Genomic DNA, 19,975 nt, shown 5'->3' with positions numbered 1-19,975 from the left:
ACGTTTATGTTAAGGTTGCGGTTTAAGAAGAATCATGGCCTTAAACCACAACCGTTTCCGTTAAACCAGTTTTTTATATTTGATCCGCTTCGGAGTAGCATCACTTCCCAGGCGTTTCTTCCGGTTCTCTTCGTATTCGGAGAAGTTACCTTCAAACCAGTAGACCTGTGAATCTCCTTCAAAAGCCAGAATGTGCGTAGCCACACGATCTAGGAACCAACGGTCGTGAGAGATAACAACCGCGCATCCGGCAAAGTTTTCCAAACCTTCTTCCAGCGCCCGGAGCGTGTTGACATCCAGGTCGTTGGTTGGTTCATCAAGCAGCAGCAGGTTTGCCCCTTCTTTCAGGGTCATGGCCAGGTGTACGCGGTTGCGTTCACCACCCGAAAGAGTGCCGATTTTCTTCTCCTGATCCGAGCCCGTAAAGTTAAAGCGGCTCACGTAGGCACGGGCATTGGCTTGTTTACCTCCTAAGATCACCCATTCGCTACCACCGGAAATGGTTTCAAAAACCGTTTTATTCGGATCGAGGTTGTCGTGGCCCTGATCGACGTAAGCCCACTTAACGGTTTCTCCCACCTCAAAAGTACCCGCATCAGGTTGTTCGTTACCCGTAATGAGTTTAAATAAGGTTGTTTTACCCGCTCCGTTTGGCCCGATAATACCGACAATCCCCGCTTGAGGCAACTGAAATTCCAGATTTTCGAAAAGTAGCCGATCGCCGAACGCCTTGGAAACACCGTGGCCCTCGATTACCTTGGCCCCCAGACGGGGTCCTGCCGGAATGAAGATTTCCAGTTTGTCTTCCTTCTGCTTCATGTCTTCGCTCAGCAGTTTCTCGTAGGCACCCAAACGGGCTTTGGACTTGGCCTGCCGGGCTTTCGGAGCCATTTTTACCCATTCCAACTCGCGCTGTAGGGTTTTCTGCCGCTTCGATTCCTGCTTTTCTTCTTTGGCCAAACGATTTTGTTTCTGCTCTAGCCAGGATGAATAATTGCCTTTCCAGGGGATACCTTCACCGCGATCCAGTTCCAGAATCCAGCCAGCAACATTATCTAAGAAATACCGGTCGTGCGTAACAGCGATGACCGTTCCCGTGTACTGGCGCAGGTGTTCTTCCAGCCATAATACAGATTCAGCATCCAGGTGGTTGGTTGGTTCATCAAGCAGCAAGACATCGGGTTGTTGCAAGAGCAGGCGGCACAGGGCCACGCGGCGTTTTTCACCTCCGGAGAGGTTGGCAACCAGCGCATCGGAGGGCGGGCAACGCAAGGCATCCATAGCCTTTTCGAGGCGGTTGTCCAGCTCCCAGGCGTTTAGGTTGTCGAGTTTTTCCTGCACCTCTCCTTGTCTGGCAATTAGTTTGTCGAAGTCGGCGTCGGGATCACCAAAGGCTTCGTTGATCTGGTCAAATTCCTTCAGCAGATCGACAATTTCCTGAACGCCCTCTTCAACGACTTCCTTTACCGTCTTGTTCGGATCAAGTTGTGGCTCCTGTTCCAGCATACCCACGGAGTATCCAGGCGAGAAAACAACCTCTCCCTGGTAACTCTTATCGATGCCCGCAATGATGCGCAACAGGGTAGATTTACCGGAACCGTTCAAGCCTAAAACGCCGATTTTGGCACCGTAAAAGAAGGAAAGGTAAATATTCTTTAGGATTTGTCGATTCGGCGGGATAATTTTACTGACACCCGCCATGGAGAATATAATCGTTTCTTGGCTCATTATTTTGCATACATTTGTATGGGACAAATATCACAATTTTAACCCATAGCTTAGCCTTAACGCAGAGTAAAAAATGGAACAGGCTCAATTGGTAGACGAATACGGTTACGTCAAAGACGGAAAGGTATTCTTATCGGGCTACCTCGGCTATCCGGATCGGCAAATCGGAGAAGTAAAACGTACGGAGCAGGAAGCACTGGATTATTTCAAAAACAGGTTCGCTATTGCAGAGAATAAAGCGCACCAGCTAGAGCAGGAAATAGAAGAAGCCCAGAACAAAGGCTCCTACCTGACCAAGCTGGTACAGCTGCGGAAAAAACTGCTTAGTTTCGACGCGATTGGCAATTTCGTGCCCCTGCTAGAACGTCTTGACGCACTCGAAAAGGTTCTTGTCGAGCTGATTCATAACAATCAGTTAAAGAATCTGGAGATAAAACGCGCGCTGCTGGCCGAAGCAGAAGCGATAGCTGATAGCACGGAATGGAAAGAGACCGCCGATTTGCTTCAGGAGGTTAAAACCAAATGGATAAAGACCGGCCCGGTTGATCGTGAGCAGGACGCAACCATTGAAGAGCGCTTTCAGGCTACTCTCGATGGTTTTTTTCAGCGCCGTCGTGATTTCTTCAATGAACAAAATAAGATCATTCAGGAGCGTATTGATAAGTACGATAAGATCATCGAACAGGTTGAAAAAGCGGTTCGAACTATTATCTACGCCGAACGTAGCCGTCCGATTAATGTGGCTAATGGAACTTCTGAACGGTCTGCTTATAACCGGGAAGGTGGCTATACGCCGCGCCCGCATCCTGTTAGCCCGGAAGAGCGTTACACAAGAGCGCTTAACGAAGGCTATCAGCTGGTTCGCACCTTAAATAACGAATGGCGTGAAGTTGGCGAGATTCCGCTCAAACGTTCCGGCAAGTTGCTGAAGCGTTTCCGGAAGGCAACTAAAACCATTTTCGATAAATACAATCTGGCCCGCGGCATTGAACCGAAAGTTCGGATCGATCCGCGCGTTGAGCAGCAGATGAAAATGGCTGACGAAGCCGAAAAGCTCGCAAAAGCAGAGGACATTACAGTAGCTGCTGAACGAGCCAAAACACTGCTGAATCAGTGGAAAGAAATCAAGATTCCGTTCAAACTGGTCGATAAAGCAGTCTCCGAGCGTTTCCGGTCGGCCTGTGATAAGATTTTTGAGTTGAACTATCTGGCCCGCGTAATTTCACGCAAGTATCCCGCCTTTGAACTGAAAAGCAAAAGTGAGCAACTGCGGACAAAGATTCGGGAGATGGAATACCTTGTTCGGCGTGAGAAAAGCGACCTATCGCTGGCCATGAGTAATATGGAACCAACGGGTTATAACGAAGAGGCTGATAAAATGGCAATGAACAAAATCAACACGCAAAAGCGGAAGATTGCCATGAAAGAAGTCATCTTAACGGAATTCCAGAAAGAACTATCAACGCTTGATTGACAAAATTTATACTGTTAAAAGGTCCACCAAGTACGCTTGGTGGACCTTTTTGTTTTTATGGAATCAAAAGGCAGTCTATTGTCGTTTTATGAGTGAATATAACCGACGAAAGCCATGAATCAGTCTGCTCCCTCCTACCAGCCTATAGATCGCGTTTTTTTTGATTACATCAGCGCGGTAGCGCAGCAAAAGAAATTCGTACGCATTGAGTTTCTGACAGACCTGCAAGAATACTATAAGAAGGATGCCGTTATTCGTGAAGTAACCACCGAAGACGGCGAAGAGTACATAAGTCTGGCAAGCGGAGAAAAGCTTCGACTGGATCGGGTCATTAGCGTGGGCGGCACCACATCGCCTGGGTTTCCTGGCTATGAAAGCACCTATGCTTGTAGCTTGTAAACCAAAACCAAAAGGCGATGAATGCGTGTCTGATAAGAGGAGCATTCATCGCCTTTTGGCTGGTATTTTAAGGTTTCTTCCGTTTTAGAGCCAGGTCGTGCGCGGTGTCGTAGTAAGAGCGCAGGTTGGTCCAGTCGAAAACGTCAGATATATTTTCAACGCGGTTGCGCTGGGCAATCCGATCCCGTTGGGAAAGACGCACAAAGCGGAACAGAATATTCGCTAGTTGATCAGCAGCCTCGTTGAAACTTTGCGATTTACGGTTAACCACATAAATTCCCCGGTTCTCATAATCACGCATGATCTGCATGATAAAGTCACCAAAGCCGGAAAGGTCGCTGGTTACCGTCGGGATTCCGCGTACTACACATTCCAGCGGTGTGTAACCCCAAGGCTCGTAGTAGCTAGGGAAAATGCCCAGGTGACAGCCGCGAACAAACTGGCCGTAGTCGAGTCCGAAAAGTGGATTGGTTGACGAAATGAAATCCGGGTGGTAAACGATTTTTACCCGGTCATCGGCATTATTAACCAGGTTAAGCTCCCGAATATACCGTACCATGTCGTCTTCCTGCACTAAATCATGCGTGACAAACGGGGGTAGTTTGTGTGTCTTCCAGCTTTGAACCGTCCGGCGGAGGCGCAATCGCCAGTATTCATCCACAAAATCGTTAAGGTCGGGCAACTTGATATCGTCGTTCGATGCGGCTTCGTGAAAGAGTCGGTTGCCAACCTGCTGCTCAATGGCCTTGCAGGTTTCCTGAATCTCATCCAGCAAAGCGCGACTGTGCAAAACCTCCGGATCAATGGAATGAAAGGGCTGTTTCGTCACCATGAACATAATAACCGTCATGTCCATGTTTGCTTCCTGCATCTTGGCGTTCAGCAGGGATAAGGCTTTAAGCGTTAGATCATAGCCCTTGTTACTGAACTCATACCGACCCGACGTAAAGAAGTAGAGCGTTTTCTCCAGATCAAAAGAATGACTCTGGAAGAAGTGGCCCATCACGAACTCATGAATCCGGGCTTTGTGCTTGACGTGCAGGTTCTGGAACTCGTGAACCGCTGTAAAGCGCATGACGTTAAGGCCATTCGGAAGAATAAGATCGGGAACGCGACCTAGAAAAACTTCGCATTCCTGCGCCGTAACATCGCTGACCGTTGTAAAAACGTGGGACTGCTGGGCAGCCAACCGCTCGATAGTAGCCTGCGCCTCGACATTAAAATGTTTTGCTTCGCGCTCCCAGTCAAAAAAGGGAAGCTTTCCGTAAAACCCGCCGACATTCATGGCCAGATAGCGACCAAGCATGGTGGCGTGCGTTGTGAAAATTGTAGCGACCTTTACATTGTCCCGTCGAAGCTCTGGTAGGCCACTGCTGGCCATCCATTCGTGGAAATGCGCGGCAATATCCAGCTTCCGGGCGTATTCGTTGGCCAGGTCTGTCAGGAAGATGCGGATCATTTCACCAAATGTTACCACCTGGTTAACCAGATCTTCAACGTTCAGTGTTGAAATGCGATGATGTTCCCAAAGCAGGTATTTAACCCGATTAAGCTGCTCCTGACTAATACTTTGTAAATCAAACAGTACAACGCGTGGTTTACCGGTAACTAGCCAATATCCGTATTGTACCTCAAAGCCTTTACTACGCATCAACTGAACGATGTGGCCAATTTCGGTACCGTCATCGTGCGTGATAGGATCTAGCTCAATCGTTGCTTTTTGCGGAAAATAAGGCCCTAACAACACGTAATCGTCGCCCCATTTCTCGACCATCGAAGGTACTTTGGACCGAATAACGGTATAAATACCCCCTACCTGGTTACAAACTTCCCAAGCAATTTCAATTAATAATTTTGGTTTGGCTCTAGTGAGAATAGGTTCCAAAGCTGTACAATTGATTCAAGAGTGACTAAACTTAAGTACTTTTCATTTATTCAACCATTAGTAAAGCATAATTTCCTGACAAATGATTAAAATTCTTTTCTGGCGGCTGAATTGACTGCCAGTTAAGCAGACAGTCTGAAGCATGGTTTTACTACATTTACCGCTAGTTTTTAAATAAACCTTTTACATGGTAACCGCGACCCGGCATATTTTGCTTATGGATGGCCCCGATAGTACGGGTCTGATTCACCTTGTTACTGGCATTCTTTACAAACATAATCTGAATATCATCCGAAACGATGAATATGTTAGTAATGACCAACAATTCTTCATGCGAACTGAATTTGAAGGCGAGTTAAACGCCATTGGTTTGCTGCAAGAATTACAGGAAACACTGCCTGCGGGCATTAACCTACGGATAAATCCAAAAAAGAAAAAGAATATTGTAGTTTTTGCAACGAAAGAGCACCATTGCCTGGCTGAATTGCTCATTCGCTACGCTTTCGACGAGCTGGATGCAGATATTTTAGCGGTAGTAAGCAACTATAACACCCTGCAACCGTTGGTTAGCAAATTTGGCATTCCGTTCCACTACATTTCGCATGAGCACAAAAGCCGCGAAGAGCACGAAGAGGCCATTTTGCGTACACTCGCCATCTACCAGCCGGAATACCTCGTACTGGCCAAATACATGCGGGTACTTACACCGGATTTTGTAGGCCATTACCTGAATCGCATCATCAATATTCACCACTCGTTCCTGCCGGCCTTTATTGGAGCCAATCCGTACCGGCAGGCGTATGAGCGAGGCGTAAAGATTATCGGCGCTACGGCACACTTTGTGAACAACAGCCTTGATGAAGGACCGATCATTGCGCAGGACGTCAAAGAAGTACACCACCGCCAAACAGCCGGCGATATGGCTACTGAAGGCCGTGACGTCGAAAAGCTGGTTTTATCAAAAGCGCTGAAACTCGTGCTGAATGATAGAGTCTTTATTCATCACAACCGCACTATTATTTTGTAAGCCTGCATTTATACCTCATTAATCTATCTGTAAATTGTTATCTTTCGGGTCAAAATAATACTGCTACACTTACTCACCGCTGTTGAGGTCATGCAAAAACTACAAACCCTGGATTACGTTGTTTTCTTTATTTATTTCATCATTGTAGCCTCGTATGGTTACTGGATTTACCGACAAAAAAAGACAAAAGAAACATCCTCTACTGACTTTTTCCTGGCAGAAGGCTCTTTAACGTGGTGGGCCATCGGCGCTTCGCTAATTGCATCCAATATCTCGGCTGAACAATTTATTGGAGCATCCGGAAACGGATTTTCAATGGGCTTGGCAATTGCTACGTATGAATGGATGGCTGCGGCCACGCTGATTGTTGTGGCTGTTTTCTTCATGCCGATTTATCTAAAGAATCACATCTTCACGATGCCTCAGTTTCTGATGCAGCGTTACAACAGCACCGTTAGTATGATCATGGCTATTTTCTGGCTGTTTTTGTACATCGTCGTCAACCTGACGTCCATTTTGTACCTCGGGGCGCTGGCGGTTAGTACTATCTCGGATCTGGACTTTACGTTTTGCATGATCGCACTGGCTGTATTTGCCGTTATCATTACGCTGGGCGGTATGAAGGTAATCGGTTACACAGACGTTATTCAGGTATTCTTCCTGGTTTTGGGCGGTCTGGCGACTACGTATCTGGCCTTAGGCATGGTTTCGGAGCAGTTCAACTCAGAAGGAGTTGGTAAAGGCTTTGAGCTGATGCTGAAAAATGTACCGGACCACTTTCACATGATTTTCCCGAAAGACCATCCGCACTATGCCTCGCTGCCTGGATTATCCGTGCTTATTGGCGGGATGTGGATTGTGAACCTGAACTACTGGGGCTGTAACCAGTACATTACCCAACGTGCCCTTGGTGCCGATTTGAAGACTGCGCGTGAAGGCTTGCTGTTCGCCGCTTTCCTGAAACTGCTGATGCCGGTAATCGTTATTTTGCCGGGGATTGCTGCTTATACGTTATACCAACAAGGCTTGTTCCAGACGGAAATGATGAAGGGTGGCGAACTGAATCCTGATAACGCCTATCCCGTACTGCTGAACCTGCTACCAGCGGGCTTAAAAGGGCTGTCGTTTGCCGCTCTGACAGCAGCCGTAGTCGCTTCACTCGCCGGAAAAGCCAACAGTATCTCGACCATCTTTACGCTGGATATCTACAAAAAATACATCAATGCAAATGCGGACGAAAAAACGCAAGTTCGCATCGGACGGTACGTAGTAATTGTATCCATGATTCTGGCCATTGTTATTTCTCCGTTCCTGGGAATTGATAAAAAAGGTGGTTTCCAGTTTATTCAGGAAATGACTGGTCTGGTATCACCGGGTATTTTTGCTGCTTTCGCACTGGGTTTCTTCTGGAAGAAAACAAACTCAACGGCAGCCATGATTGCCATTGTTGGCGGCTTCCTGCTGGCGGTTACGCTGCATTTTACGGTGCCGGGTATTCCGTTCCTGGATCGGATGGGAATTGTTTTTCTGGTGTGTGTAGCCGCTATGATCGTGGTGAGCCTGATGCAACCAAGCTCGAAAGGCCTTGCCATTGACGGAAGCATGTTCCGCACATCGTCCAGCTTTGCAGTTGGCTCTGTCGTGATTGTACTTATTCTTATATTCCTCTACGCTTATTTCTGGTAAGCGAGCAAATGTTATTTGCAGCCCCGTCCGCCAGGACGGGGCTTTTTTATGCTACTACTTGCATAACAGCTTTAATTACGTCCTCACTAGCCTCAACGAGTTCATATTCGTTAACGGCAACAGATGCCATTGTAACGGCTGGTTGGCGGTAAGTCATCCGGCTAGGACGTACGGCTTTCCCGGTCAGGTGTAAGGCATCTACGCCCGTGGCGGCGAGCTGGGCCGCATTTCCGGCGCTAACGCCCGCTCCGGCCATGATTTCAATCCGGCTAGCTGCCTGTTTGACCAAAGCGGCCAGTAAATCGACACCTTTATCGGCTGACGGTTGCTGCCCAGATGTAAGAATGCGTTTGGCTCCTGTACGAATGATAGCTTCCAGTGCTTCAAATGGGTCGCGTGTTACATCAAAGGCCCGGTGAAACGTAACGGCCAGTGGACTTGCCAGGCGTATAAGCTCACTGGTGCGCGTTTCATCAACCGTCCCATCGGGATTTAGAATACCCAAAACCACCCCATTTGCACCTAGCTTTTTAGCGTTTTCGATATCCTGCTTCATCACCTCAAATTCGGTATCTGAATACAGAAAATCGCCACCGCGTGGACGAATCATAACATACAGATCGATTTGCGTTCGATTCCGGGCTAATTCGATAAGGCCAGAGCTGGGCGTTGTACCCCCTTCTGCTGCGCCACCACAAAGCTCAATTCGTTTTGCCCCGCTGGTCTGCGCTGTCAGGCAAGATTCCAACGAAAAGGCACATATTTCAATAGTCATTGATCGATTTTAGAAAGATTAAGCCTCCTTAAAAGCCCATTTTTGACGGATATTTTTTTTCATAGATAGTTTTGCAAGTAAACTAAACACAAAAACGCAAAATAGGGTTAATAAGAGCGTCTAAGGACTTTTGTAAAGAATTTTCACGAAAACTTCTTGGATATTTATATTTTTTTACTTTTGCACTCCTAACGACAATAAGTTGTCATACGTAAAGAAGAACGCCTATGTATTGGACACTCGAATTGGCATCGTATCTCGAAGATGCCCCCTGGCCGGCTACCAAGGATGAGTTAATTGATTATTCCATTCGTTCGGGAGCGCCTCTCGAAGTGGTAGAAAATCTTCAAGAATTGGAAGATGATGGTCAGCCCTACGAAAGTATTGAAGAAATTTGGCCCGATTATCCGACCAAAGATGATTTCTTCTTTAACGAAGACGAATATTAAGTCAATTAACCCCAGAGCAAAGCTATTTTGAAGGCGTATTCCACGAAGGATGCGCCTTTTCTTTTTGAAGAATGGAATTGCCTGCTCTGTACTTTTTGTCCGCGTAGAGAAAGCCAAAGGCTTCGGCACCGCTTTTTTCGTGAACCTTATGATGAACGTGGTGCGCCCGAATGATGCGTTTCAGGTAAGGATGCTGCGCCTTGAAGCCTACCTTAATCCGTCGGTGAACAATGACATCGTGAAAGATAAAGTAAAAGACCCCGTAGAGCGTTACACCAATACCGATGGGCGCTAAGAACCAGAGCGAGGCTACTTCCATACCTATAACCACGGTAGCAGTTGCAAGCAGACTAAACAAGACGCTAAACAAATCGTTTTTCTCCAACACACCGTGGTGATGATTGTGGTGTGAGTGGTGCCAGCGCCACATAAAACCGTGCATAATGTATTTATGTGTGAACCACGCAATACCCTCCATCAAACCAAAAGTGATGAGCACAATGACAACGTTTATGAGCATTTTTGTGTTATTAGTATAGAGATCGGAGAAGCAAAAAGACAACCGCTTGACTAAGCAACTGGTTATGAATATAGCCTAAAATTCAGGAAAAATCAGACGGGTCCGCTTCTACTAGTAAAAAAATTGTACATTTAATCGATGCTCACCCGTAGTGGGCAAGAGACTTATATACCCGCAAGACGGATGGAGTACAGGGCACTCAAAGAACTGGTGAAACAGGGGGAGGGGACCTATCTGGAGTTCAAATTGAAGTCCAATCATCCCGAACGAATTATCCGCGAGATCGTTGCGTTTGCAAATACCGAAGGCGGCAAGCTGCTGATCGGCATTGGGGACGACAAAAGCATCCAGGGCCTGAAACACATTGATGAAGATGAGTTTCTGATTGTTCGGGCTATCGAAAAATATTGCACACCCGCCATCGAATACCGCCTCGAACGGATTCCCATTCCAGGCGAGCGGGATGTCTTGCTGATTGATGTGCCGGAAAGTCCATTAAAGCCTCATTACGTGGTCGTTGACCCGGTCAATGACATAAAACGAGCCTACGTGCGTGTATTGGATAAATCGCTTCAAGCCAGCAAAGAAGTTCGCGAAATTCTGAAAGGCGAGCGAATTTCACGTAACATTCGGTTTAGCTACGGCGACAAAGAACGCACGCTGATGCACCATTTGGATCAGCATGAACGAATAACGGTGGATGGCTTTGCGTCCATTGCTGGCATACCCCGCAAAATGGCTTCCCGCACCCTGGTGCTGCTCGTATTAGCAAACGTATTAGAAATTCACCCCAACGAAATGGTTGATCATTTCACTGCCCGACCAGTGGTGTAATAATACTTTTAGTAATCAGCTATTTTCAGCTATTTTTGTCTAATTGAAAATACAACTAGGAATAAGACAAATGTTGCAATAGACTCACCAGCAACGACGTTTGAAAATAGACGCCCATTGGAACGTAAGCAAAATTGATGAGAGGCAGTAAGCTATATGGCAGCATGAAATCCCCGGTGAAATATCTACAATACGGCTGGTTATTGATGGCAATTTATTGCCTTTTAGGTTGGGGAAGTTCGCCTCTACAGGCTCAGTCGCGAAAAGCGAAAAGTAAGGTGGAGAAAGATACGCTGACTCGCGGCGTTGAAGAGTCTGTTTTCACGGAAGGCATGAAGTTCATGATGATGGACGAGCCGTCCAAAGCAATACCACAATTCGAAAAAGTCATTCAGCTACACCCCGAAAATTCGGCGGCTCAGTTCGCGCTGGCAACGGCGTACATGAAGCAGGGCAAAGCCGACAAAGCCCTCCCCTATGCTACCAAAGCGGTTCAAATGGACGGTGGCTCCAATAAATACTACGTGTTGCAGCTGGCAGAGCTGTACGTTAAGCAAAAACGCTATACGGATGCTGAAAAACTATACGAAGAGCTGATCCGAAAAAGCCCCGACAATATTGAATATGGCGTTGAACTAGCGGCAATCTACCTCTTTAACGATAAGCCCGACAAAGCGCTGGAAGCGTATGATCAGGTGGAAAAGTCGCTGGGTCGAAATGACGAGATTGTGCGGCAAAAGCAGCGCATCTACCTGAAACAAAACAAGGTAGAAAAAGCCATCGAAGAAGCCGAAAAACTGGTTGCTTCGGAACCCGGCGAAACGGATTACCTACTAGAAGGCGCCGAGTTGCTTCTTGCGAATGAACGCACAGATCAGGCAATTAACTGGCTGCAAAGGGCGCTGAAAATTAACGCGGAGCTGCCCCAGGCGCACGTTATGCTGGCTGATATTTATCGTCGGAAAGGCGATTTACAAAAGAGTAAGCAGGAACTTGATATCGTTCTCTCGAACCCTAACCTGGAATCGGATCTGAAAGCACGCATTCTTTCCAGCTACATCAGAATGACGGAGGGTAAGGAAGGGGATAAACAAAGCGGTCTGAAAATGGCGCAGGATCTGGTGAAGGCCAATCCTAAAGACGCCAAATCCCAGATTATTTACGCCGATCTGCTCATGCAGCAGGGCGATAAAGCCGGGGCTAGGAACCACTATGTGCAGGCTGCTAAGCTTGATAAGTCGGTTTATGAGGTTTGGGGGGCAATTTTGCAACTGGACGGGGAACTGAATCAGTTCGATAGTTTGCTGGTCCATTCTGAGCAGGCGCTGGAAGTATTTCCCAATCAGGGCTTATTCTGGCTGTCAAATGGCTTTGCTCACTACGCGAAAAAGAACTTTCAGGAATCCGTTTCGTCCCTGGAAGAAGCCAAACGTCTGCTCTCATCCGCTTCAAATCCAGACATGGCAAAATACCTCAACGGGATCAATGCACAACTGGGCGATGCTTATAACGGCCTGGGTGATCACAAAAAATCAGACGAGGCGTATGAGCTGGCGCTGAAAGAAGATCCCAACAATGAGCATGTGCTAAATAACTACAGTTACTTTCTCTCTTTACGGAAAGAAAAATTACCGTTGGCACTCCAGATGTCTGAACGACTGGTGGAACGAAATCAGAGCAATGCCACTTATCTGGATACGCACGCCTGGGTTTTGTACATCATGAAAGATTATACCAAAGCCCGGCAATTCCTCGAAAAGGCACTTCAGGACGAGAAAAACGCCAGCGGCACGGTAATTGAACATTATGGCGACGTGTTGTTTCAGTTGGGAGAACGCGAGAAGGCCGTCGAACAGTGGAAAAAAGCAAAACAGAAAGGCGAAACCAGTGACCGGCTGGACAAGAAGATTGCAACCGGACGAATCTATGAATAACTATTGGCTAGGGCTATTATGCAGTATCGTATTATTAACCTCAGAAGGTTGCCGGAAACAGAAAATGTTCCGCAATGCCCCGCCCCCGCCCCAGCAGGATACGGTAGCAATTCAGCCACCGCTCAAAAAAGATAGCCTGGCTGTTCCGCTGCCAGCCAGTTCAGTAGATCCTAAATTGAATGTCGATCAGATTGATTTTACGTATCTGGTTGCCAAATCGAAAGTATCGTTCAAGAGCAAGGACCAGGACATCAACAACGCCAACGTTAATCTGCGGATCAATAAGGACAGCTTGATTTGGCTTTCTGTATCGGGTGTTGGAATTGAAGTGGCCCGGGCCATCATCACGCGTGATTCAATCGTAGTGCTGGATAAAATTCACCGGGAATATTCGGTATATAGCTACCCCCAACTAAGCCAACGTTTCAATTTTGCGCTGAATTACGACCTGGTTCAGTCACTCGTCATCGGAAATTTACCATTGCCTCAGAATCCCGCGCAGAAAATTAAAAATGAACGCGATTATTTGTTGCTTCGCCAACGGGAAGGAAAGGTAATGGTCGAGAATTACATTGGTGAGGAAAACAGAAAGCTAAAAAAATTGCTCGTAGTAGAACAGCCAACTAAAAATACCTTAAAGCTGGATTACGAGGACTTTACGACGCTCAATAACTTCCTGTTTCCATACACTAGTCTAATCACCTTGGATTATCAATCGGGCAGTGATGGCCATTATTACCAGACTTTATTGCAAATTCGCCATAACAAAGTAGAACTTACGGAGAAAAATCCGGGCTTCCCATTTAATGTTCCGGCAAAATATCGAAGGAGATAGGGCGGTTGAATCGTGTTTTTGAGTAGTGAAAAGCGTAATATTCTCGTGCAGGTAGCTTGTATACAGTCAGGTAGTCAGAACGTAAACTTACTTCGTGTTACACTCAGTAGCCTGCTTGCGCTGTTGGTCTGGCTATGCATGGCATCGGAAGTACAGGCCCAACAGCGAAATCGCCAGCAACTCGAAAAAGAAAAAAAGCAGAACCTGCAAAAGATGTCGCAAATTCGGAATATCCTACAGCAGACATCCAAGCAGAAGCAGGCAACGCTCGGCCAGTTAAAAGCACTTAATCAGGAAATTACGACCCAAACCAAGCAAATCAATCTCTTGTCGGAAGACGTGAAGCTCATGAATTCGGAGCTTCGGGAGCTTCGGCAGGCAAGCGAAAAACTTCAGAGTGATTTGCAGAAGCTGAAGAAAGAATACGCCGGAATGGTCTATAACGCCGATAAACGTCGGCGGCAAATAAATCCACTGGGTTTTCTGTTTTCATCAGATAATTTTAATCAGCTGGTTGCGCGGTACAAATACCTGCAACAATATTCAGAAGCCCGGCATGGGCAAGTCCGGCAAATTGAGAAAGTGCAGGGCGATCTTCTAGGAAAAAAACAAGCAACAGAGCGTAAGAAGCGGCAGCAGCAAACCACGTTGGAAACCAGCATTGACGAGTCGAAGCGGCTGGAAACCCTCAAAGAAGAAAAGAACCGGGTTGCGCAGGAGCTGGTCGCAAAAGAGTCGGACTTGCGGACTGAGCTAGCCGAAGGACGGCGGGCGGTGAACCAGTTGGAATCGGCCATTACGGACATGATTCGGCGGGAAATCCGTGAGCGTGCCGAGCGGGAACGTTTGGCAAGGTTAGCGCGTGAGCGTGCCGAACGAGAGCGTATCGCCCGCGAAAAAGCCGCTGCGGCAGCGGCGGCGGCCAAAGCCCGCGAAGAAGGAAAAGCAGAAGACATTGCTGAAAACAAGCCTGCGGAAACCAAACCCGCAGAGGCCGTCCCCGATGCTCCTGCCCCAACCCGCAAGCCAGACACCCGAAGCAGCACCCTACTGAATGACGAAGAGGTTGCCTTGGCTACTTCGTTTGCCGCCTCGAAAAGTCGGTTGCCCTGGCCGGTATCGCGCGGATTTATCTCCGACCGCTTCGGGCGTAAACCACACCCCGTCCTGAAAGGCGTTATGCTGGAAAATCAGGGCGTGGATATCCAGACCAGCGCGGGCGAGGCTGTACGTACCGTTTATGACGGCACGGTGCAGTACACAACTTATGTAACCGGGATGGGAAATATTGTTGCCATCCAGCACGGCGATTATTATACGGTTTACGCCAAGCTTAAAAGTGTCTCCGTGGGCGTCGGACAACGCGTTAAAGCGCGCGAATCAATTGGCGTCGTCGCAACCGATAAAGATGGTGTTTCGGAGGTTCAGTTTCAGGTCTGGAAAAATACCAGCCGCATGAATCCCGAAAGCTGGTTAATTGCCCGGTAAAAACAAATCAAAAACAACAGGGAGTAAGTTGGCCATAAGCAGAATCTTTTTGCTTAGGTTATAGTTGTTTATTGCATAGTATTATTTGTAACTGCACACGAGTAAATGTCCGTTCATAACCCAGACATCAAGCGCATTACGACGCACGTCATTCAGGAACTGAAGAATAAAGGCGAGAAAATTTCGGCATTAACAGCTTACGATTATTCCATGGCTCGGATTGTTGATGGAGCCGGAGTAGAAATTATTCTGGTGGGCGATTCGGCCTCCAACGTTATGGCGGGGCACGAAACAACCCTGCCCATTACGCTGGACCAGATGATCTATCACGCTGCTTCGGTAGTGAGAGCTGTAAAACGAGCGTTGGTGGTGGTTGATTTGCCGTTTGGATCTTACCAGGGGAATTCCTCCGAAGCCCTGCGTTCGGCCATCCGGATTATGAAAGAAGCTGGAGCACACGCAGTAAAAATGGAAGGTGGACTGGAGATTCGGGAATCGATTATTCGGGTTTTGAGCGCTGGGGTTCCCGTTATGGGCCACCTTGGTTTAACGCCGCAATCCATTTATAAATTTGGTACCTACGCCGTTCGGGCCAAAGAAGAATCGGAAGCCCAGAAGCTAATCGATGATGCTAAAATGCTCGAAGAAATTGGCTGTTTTAGCGTCGTACTGGAAAAAATTCCGGCTGCGTTGACCAAAAAAGTATCCGAAAGCATCACCATTCCGACCATTGGGATCGGGGCGGGCCCTGACGCCGACGGGCAAATTCTGGTATTACATGATTTACTGGGCATAACAAAAGAGTTTAAGCCTCGTTTTTTACGCAGATACGCTGATTTACACGATATTATGTCGGATGCTATAGGGAATTACGTGAACGATGTAAAGGCACAGGAATTTCCGAACGAGAATGAAGCTTACTAAAAAGCTACAGCAAACTTGAGCGGTACGAAGACAGAATAAAAGATTGCCTAATAGTCATGAAGAAGAAAAAGAAAGGATTTGTCCCGGTATATGAGGACAATCACCTGATCATTGTCAATAAAGACCCGGGCCTGTTGGTTCAGGGCGACCGGACTGGCGACGAAACGTTGCTGGAGAAGGTAAAAACCTACGTGAAAAGAGAATACAACAAGCCTGGAGATGTGTTTCTAGGCACGGTGCATCGGTTGGATCGGCCCGTTAGTGGCTTGGTAGTTTTTGCGCGTACGTCGAAGGCGCTGGAGCGTATGAATGAGGTATTTCGGAAACGCCAGGTGCAGAAGACTTATTGGGCTGTCACGAATAGAAAACCGGAAAAAGAGCGCGGAAAGCTGATTCACTGGCTACTCAAAGATGAGGCAACCAACAAAGTGAAAGAATATGAGTACGAAGTTCCCGGTTCGCAGCGCGCTGAGCTGAATTACCGGCTGTTAGGCAAAATCAACGACCATTATCTACTGGAAGTAGAGCCTGTGACCGGAAGACCGCATCAGATTCGGGTGCAGTTGGCGAGCATGGGTTGTCCGATTCGGGGGGATGTCAAATACGGTTATCCTCGTCCAAACCAGGATGGCAATATCAATTTGCATGCCCGGCGGCTTTATTTTATTCACCCCGTGAAGAAAGAACCGCTGGTTTGTAAAGCCGGCGTTCCAAATGATGCGTTCTGGGAAGAGTTTTTAGAGCTGGACGACGAAGAATACAAAGACAAAAACCTGGATTTTATCCATTAAGTAAGTTCCTGGAAGCCCCTTGCCGAGTAGATTGTTTTTCTGAAGTTAGAGGTCGTTATGGGCGGAAGAGAGTGAATTGTGCGGCGGATGGATGTCCGTCAGAAATTGGTTCATAACTCGTTCTGCCATTTTAACCGCGCCCTGTAGTGCTCCGAAGACCATACAGAGGGGTAGAATAACAGGGAGAAAGAAAATCCATTGCAAGACCATGTAGAGTTTTACCTTTCTCATCGCAATTACCAAGTGAAGTTAAGGTTAGTAAGAAACTTATAGATAGCTAGGTATAATTTCTGAAGTGGCTAGCACACATGGAGCCAGGCCGCTATATGTTAAAGATACATATAGAATAGTAACAGAACAAAAACCGGGTAAAAATGATTGCAAAATTTTGCATATCGGCCCGAATAGGTGGATGAAAAAGGGATTAAAAATGTTACTTTGTTAAAACCAGAATAGCGCGACTCGTATACAGGCAAGGTAACTATGTTAAATATCATTCAACTACTTCCGGATTCAATTGCCAATCAGATCGCTGCGGGAGAGGTGGTGCAACGTCCGGCTTCGGTAGTGAAGGAATTGCTGGAAAATTCAGTAGATGCGCAGGCCCGTTCGGTTCAGGTAATTATTCGGGAAGCCGGAAAAACACTGGTCCAGATTATTGATGATGGTGTAGGGATGTCCGAGACCGACGCGCGGATGAGCTTCGAGCGGCACGCTACGTCGAAAATTCGCACTTCAGACGACTTGTTCCGTATTCGTACTATGGGCTTTCGAGGCGAAGCGATGGCCTCTATTGCGGCGGTTGCTCAAGTGGAGATGCGTACGCGTCGGTCGGGTGATGAGTTGGGGACACTGGTACGGATTGAAGGCTCAGAGCTTAAAACGCAGGAATCCATCTCGTGTCTGCCCGGAACTAATATTCTGGTTAAAAACCTGTTTTTTAACGTTCCTGCCCGACGCAACTTTCTAAAGTCTACGTCCGTGGAAATGCGGCATATTCTGGACGAATTTCAGCGAATCGCGCTGGCCCATCCTGAAGTGGCTTTTTCCATTTATCACAACGATGCCGAAGTCTATAACTTGCCAGCGGGTAAGTTGAGCCGCCGGATCGTTGACCTGTTTGGTAAATCCTACCGGGAGCAGCTTGCTTATTGCGAAGAAGAAACGCCGTACGTAAAAGTGCGTGGTTATATCGGAAAGCCCGAAGCCGCCCGAAAAACGCGTGGTGAGCAGTTCTTTTTTGTTAATTCACGCTTTATCAAGCACAATTACCTGCATCATGCCGTAACGGGTGCCTACGAAGGCACCATTGCCGAAGGGACGCATCCGTTTTATGTCTTGTTCATTGACATTGATCCGTCGCATATTGACATCAATATTCATCCAACAAAAACGGAAATAAAGTTTGATGATGAGCGGTCGGTTTATGCCATTGTAATGGCGGCGGTTCGCAAGGCAGTAGGGGTGTATAATTTGGCTCCTCCGCTAGATTTTGAATCCAACGTTAATTTTCTATCGGGTTTTCCCGGTTCTGATGTACCGCAACGCCCCACTGAAGCGCGTCCGTTAACTACCTCCTGGACCCAATCGGAGCAACCTACAGAACGTCATTCCGAGCGAAAAGAGGAGTATCGGTCCGAGGCTATGCCTCGTCGCCAAAGTACGCAGAACTGGCAGGCTTTGTTTGAGGGAATGGCCCGGCACGAAGATGCGGAGCCTAACCAGGAAGCGTTGAGTTTCGAGCAACCTTCAGAGGCGGAACATCTACCGGTACCGTCGGCTTCGGTTACGGTGGGAAGCCGAGCCAATAAACTGGTCGCTGCGCCCGTTGCTACTGAGGAGCCTGGGCAGGCTATGCTGCAGTTGCACAATCGCTATCTATTGTCGCCCGTCAAATCCGGCCTTATGGTAATTGATCAGCGGGGAGCTTACGAGCGAATCTTGTACGATCAGTTTCATAGCTCGCTTACCCGTCGCGAAGGGGTTTCGCAGCAATTGCTGTTTCCCAAAACCGTAACGGTTTCACCCGCTGATTTTCAGATGGCGCTGGAAATGCAGGAGGAACTGGTTAGTCTGGGCTTTGTCTTTGAAGAGTTTGGGCAAAATGCGTTTATTATCCGGGGTGTACCATCCGTGACGGTTGACGAGAATGAAGAAGAGCTATTTTCCAGTCTGTTGGCGCAGCTTCGGGAAGACACAGGACGTCTCAAGCTGGAAAAGGCTGAGGTAGTTGCCCGCTCCCTAGCCAGACGCTCGGCTGCCCGGCATCTGACTCGTTTGAGCGAGCTGGAAATGAAGGCGCTGGTTGATCAATTATTTGCCTCGTCTAATCCAGGATATACACCTGGAGGCGAATCCATTACCAATGTTTTGACGTTGGATAAGATTGCTGGGCTGTTTTCAGCCTAAACTTAGTTTTTTACGTATAAACGTTACAATTTTATGATGCTTACGCCGGTCGTCAGGACAATGTTGTTGGTCAATGTTGCACTGTTTCTGATAACAGCCTTCGGAATTAATCTGACGTATAACTTTGCTTTATACTCGTTTTTGTCACCGGCGTTTCAACCGTATCAGTTAGTGTCGTATATGTTTTTACACGCTAACTTCAACCACGTTTTTAGTAACATGTTGGGGCTGTTTTTTTTCGGTCCGTTACTTGAGCAGGTATGGGGCAGTAAAAAGTTTACCTTTTTTTACTTTTTTACCGGGATCGGGGCTGGGGCTTTGTTCGCAGCCATTAACTATTATGAGATTTCTCATTTTCGTGATGCAATTGCTGCTTATACCGCCGCTCCTACTCCAGATGGTTTCCTTTACCTGGTAAAAGATCATGCACCCGGTTTGTACGAACAGTTGTTTGATTTCATTAACCAATTTGAAGATAATTCATCAAATCCTACTTATATTCAGAATAGTATTAAAATTGTAAACAGCTATTACCTGCAGCAGGTTAATATACCGATGGTAGGCGCGTCGGGGGCGGTCTTCGGAATTTTGATGGCGTTTGGTTTATTATTTCCCAACACCGAATTATTTTTATTATTTCTGCCCATTCCGATTAAGGCAAAATATCTGGTAGCTTTTTATGGAGCCTATGAGATATATTCTGGCGTTTACAGAGCACAAACTGATGGTGTAGCGCACTTCGCCCACATTGGCGGAATGCTCTTTGCCTATATACTAGTCAGATATTGGGGGACGCAACGTAAAAATTTCTACTAAG

Annotated in this window: 17 protein-coding genes; 13 read left to right on the top strand and 4 right to left on the bottom strand. The window is 47.3% G+C overall.

The features are described 5' to 3' along the window. Positions 1-60: 60 nt before the first annotated feature. Positions 61-1,728, bottom strand: coding sequence for an energy-dependent translational throttle protein EttA (gene ettA / locus L0Y31_RS06140; RefSeq protein ID WP_234736249.1), 1,668 nt, complete (start codon positions 1,726-1,728; stop codon positions 61-63). Between the two features lie 73 nt (positions 1,729-1,801). Here ettA and L0Y31_RS06135 point away from each other — a divergent pair, with 73 nt between their 5' ends. Together L0Y31_RS06135 and L0Y31_RS06130 are read left to right on the top strand one after the other, a co-directional pair. Further along, positions 1,802-3,202, top strand: coding sequence for a DUF349 domain-containing protein (locus tag L0Y31_RS06135; RefSeq protein ID WP_234736248.1), 1,401 nt, complete (start codon positions 1,802-1,804; stop codon positions 3,200-3,202). Positions 3,203-3,316: 114 nt separating this feature from the next. After that, on the top strand, positions 3,317-3,601 hold the full coding sequence (locus L0Y31_RS06130) for a hypothetical protein (RefSeq protein ID WP_234736247.1): 285 nt from the start codon (positions 3,317-3,319) through the stop codon (positions 3,599-3,601). A gap of 67 nt (positions 3,602-3,668) precedes the next feature. On the opposite strand, the gene L0Y31_RS06125 is transcribed toward L0Y31_RS06130, so the two are convergent. Next, on the bottom strand, positions 3,669-5,486 hold the full coding sequence (locus tag L0Y31_RS06125) for a glycosyltransferase (RefSeq protein ID WP_234736246.1): 1,818 nt from the start codon (positions 5,484-5,486) through the stop codon (positions 3,669-3,671). Between the two features lie 187 nt (positions 5,487-5,673). Between L0Y31_RS06125 and purU the strand changes: the two genes are divergently transcribed. Together purU and L0Y31_RS06115 are read left to right on the top strand one after the other, a co-directional pair. Continuing rightward, positions 5,674-6,513 (top strand): formyltetrahydrofolate deformylase, encoded by an 840-nt coding sequence (purU, locus tag L0Y31_RS06120; protein WP_255772964.1) that lies wholly within the window; start codon positions 5,674-5,676, stop codon positions 6,511-6,513. A 90-nt stretch (positions 6,514-6,603) separates the two neighbouring features. Continuing rightward, positions 6,604-8,199, top strand: coding sequence for a sodium/sugar symporter (locus L0Y31_RS06115; RefSeq protein WP_234736245.1), 1,596 nt, complete (start codon positions 6,604-6,606; stop codon positions 8,197-8,199). Positions 8,200-8,245: 46 nt separating this feature from the next. Here L0Y31_RS06115 and L0Y31_RS06110 read toward each other — a convergent pair whose 3' ends face one another. Beyond that, entirely contained in the window at positions 8,246-8,974 is a 729-nt protein-coding gene (locus tag L0Y31_RS06110) for a copper homeostasis protein CutC (protein ID WP_234736244.1), read from the bottom strand. A 227-nt stretch (positions 8,975-9,201) separates the two neighbouring features. Between L0Y31_RS06110 and L0Y31_RS06105 the strand changes: the two genes are divergently transcribed. Then, positions 9,202-9,423, top strand: a complete 222-nt coding sequence (locus tag L0Y31_RS06105; protein ID WP_009284883.1) for a DUF2795 domain-containing protein — start codon at positions 9,202-9,204, stop codon at positions 9,421-9,423. A gap of 22 nt (positions 9,424-9,445) precedes the next feature. Here the strand turns inward: L0Y31_RS06105 and L0Y31_RS06100 are convergent, their stop codons facing one another. Next, positions 9,446-9,943, bottom strand: coding sequence for a sterol desaturase family protein (locus L0Y31_RS06100; protein WP_234736243.1), 498 nt, complete (start codon positions 9,941-9,943; stop codon positions 9,446-9,448). A gap of 183 nt (positions 9,944-10,126) precedes the next feature. Between L0Y31_RS06100 and L0Y31_RS06095 the strand changes: the two genes are divergently transcribed. The 8 genes from L0Y31_RS06095 (at position 10,127) to L0Y31_RS06060 (ending at position 19,974) form a co-directional block, all read left to right on the top strand. Beyond that, entirely contained in the window at positions 10,127-10,777 is a 651-nt protein-coding gene (locus L0Y31_RS06095; RefSeq protein WP_234736242.1) for an AlbA family DNA-binding domain-containing protein, read from the top strand. Between the two features lie 164 nt (positions 10,778-10,941). After that, positions 10,942-12,711: a tetratricopeptide repeat protein gene (locus L0Y31_RS06090; protein WP_234736241.1), complete on the top strand. Its 1,770-nt coding sequence runs from the start codon at positions 10,942-10,944 to the stop codon at positions 12,709-12,711. A 64-nt stretch (positions 12,712-12,775) separates the two neighbouring features. Further along, the gene (locus tag L0Y31_RS06085) at positions 12,776-13,546 is read left to right on the top strand and encodes a lipoprotein insertase outer membrane protein LolB1 (protein ID WP_310587137.1); all 771 of its coding nucleotides are present in this window, start codon (positions 12,776-12,778) and stop codon (positions 13,544-13,546) included. A 138-nt stretch (positions 13,547-13,684) separates the two neighbouring features. Then, positions 13,685-15,034 (top strand): murein hydrolase activator EnvC family protein, encoded by a 1,350-nt coding sequence (locus L0Y31_RS06080; protein WP_234736239.1) that lies wholly within the window; start codon positions 13,685-13,687, stop codon positions 15,032-15,034. Between the two features lie 105 nt (positions 15,035-15,139). Continuing rightward, complete coding sequence (gene panB / locus L0Y31_RS06075) at positions 15,140-15,958, top strand: 3-methyl-2-oxobutanoate hydroxymethyltransferase (protein ID WP_234736238.1); 819 nt, start codon at positions 15,140-15,142, stop codon at positions 15,956-15,958. A gap of 56 nt (positions 15,959-16,014) precedes the next feature. Beyond that, a complete protein-coding gene (locus tag L0Y31_RS06070; protein ID WP_234736237.1) occupies positions 16,015-16,749 on the top strand; it encodes an RluA family pseudouridine synthase in 735 nt (244 codons plus the stop codon). A 483-nt stretch (positions 16,750-17,232) separates the two neighbouring features. Beyond that, positions 17,233-19,158 (top strand): DNA mismatch repair endonuclease MutL, encoded by a 1,926-nt coding sequence (gene mutL, locus L0Y31_RS06065; protein WP_234736236.1) that lies wholly within the window; start codon positions 17,233-17,235, stop codon positions 19,156-19,158. 33 nt (positions 19,159-19,191) lie between these two features. Further along, on the top strand, positions 19,192-19,974 hold the full coding sequence (locus L0Y31_RS06060) for a rhomboid family intramembrane serine protease (RefSeq protein WP_310587136.1): 783 nt from the start codon (positions 19,192-19,194) through the stop codon (positions 19,972-19,974). Position 19,975: the final 1 nt, after the last annotated feature.

The organism is Tellurirhabdus bombi, from assembly GCF_021484805.1.
Taxonomy (GTDB): domain Bacteria; phylum Bacteroidota; class Bacteroidia; order Cytophagales; family Spirosomataceae; genus Tellurirhabdus; species Tellurirhabdus bombi.
Note: the sequence above shows the minus strand (reverse complement) of the source record. Positions and strands in the feature narration are given on the sequence as shown.

Bases quoted from the DNA above. Each gene is read 5' to 3' on its own strand.
- ettA (WP_234736249.1), bottom strand. From the start codon at position 1,728: ATGAGCCAAGAAACGATTATATTCTCCATGGCGGGTGTCAGTAAAATT.
- L0Y31_RS06090 (WP_234736241.1), top strand. From the start codon at position 10,942: ATGAAATCCCCGGTGAAATATCTACAATACGGCTGGTTATTGATGGCA.
- mutL (WP_234736236.1), top strand. From the start codon at position 17,233: ATGTTAAATATCATTCAACTACTTCCGGATTCAATTGCCAATCAGATC.
- L0Y31_RS06070 (WP_234736237.1), top strand. From the start codon at position 16,015: ATGAAGAAGAAAAAGAAAGGATTTGTCCCGGTATATGAGGACAATCAC.
- L0Y31_RS06060 (WP_310587136.1), top strand. From the start codon at position 19,192: ATGATGCTTACGCCGGTCGTCAGGACAATGTTGTTGGTCAATGTTGCA.
- L0Y31_RS06100 (WP_234736243.1), bottom strand. From the start codon at position 9,943: ATGCTCATAAACGTTGTCATTGTGCTCATCACTTTTGGTTTGATGGAG.
- L0Y31_RS06080 (WP_234736239.1), top strand. From the start codon at position 13,685: ATGGCATCGGAAGTACAGGCCCAACAGCGAAATCGCCAGCAACTCGAA.
- L0Y31_RS06105 (WP_009284883.1), top strand. From the start codon at position 9,202: ATGTATTGGACACTCGAATTGGCATCGTATCTCGAAGATGCCCCCTGG.
- purU (WP_255772964.1), top strand. From the start codon at position 5,674: ATGGTAACCGCGACCCGGCATATTTTGCTTATGGATGGCCCCGATAGT.
- L0Y31_RS06130 (WP_234736247.1), top strand. From the start codon at position 3,317: ATGAATCAGTCTGCTCCCTCCTACCAGCCTATAGATCGCGTTTTTTTT.
- L0Y31_RS06110 (WP_234736244.1), bottom strand. From the start codon at position 8,974: ATGACTATTGAAATATGTGCCTTTTCGTTGGAATCTTGCCTGACAGCG.
- L0Y31_RS06115 (WP_234736245.1), top strand. From the start codon at position 6,604: ATGCAAAAACTACAAACCCTGGATTACGTTGTTTTCTTTATTTATTTC.
- L0Y31_RS06085 (WP_310587137.1), top strand. From the start codon at position 12,776: ATGTTCCGCAATGCCCCGCCCCCGCCCCAGCAGGATACGGTAGCAATT.
- panB (WP_234736238.1), top strand. From the start codon at position 15,140: ATGTCCGTTCATAACCCAGACATCAAGCGCATTACGACGCACGTCATT.
- L0Y31_RS06095 (WP_234736242.1), top strand. From the start codon at position 10,127: ATGGAGTACAGGGCACTCAAAGAACTGGTGAAACAGGGGGAGGGGACC.
- L0Y31_RS06135 (WP_234736248.1), top strand. From the start codon at position 1,802: ATGGAACAGGCTCAATTGGTAGACGAATACGGTTACGTCAAAGACGGA.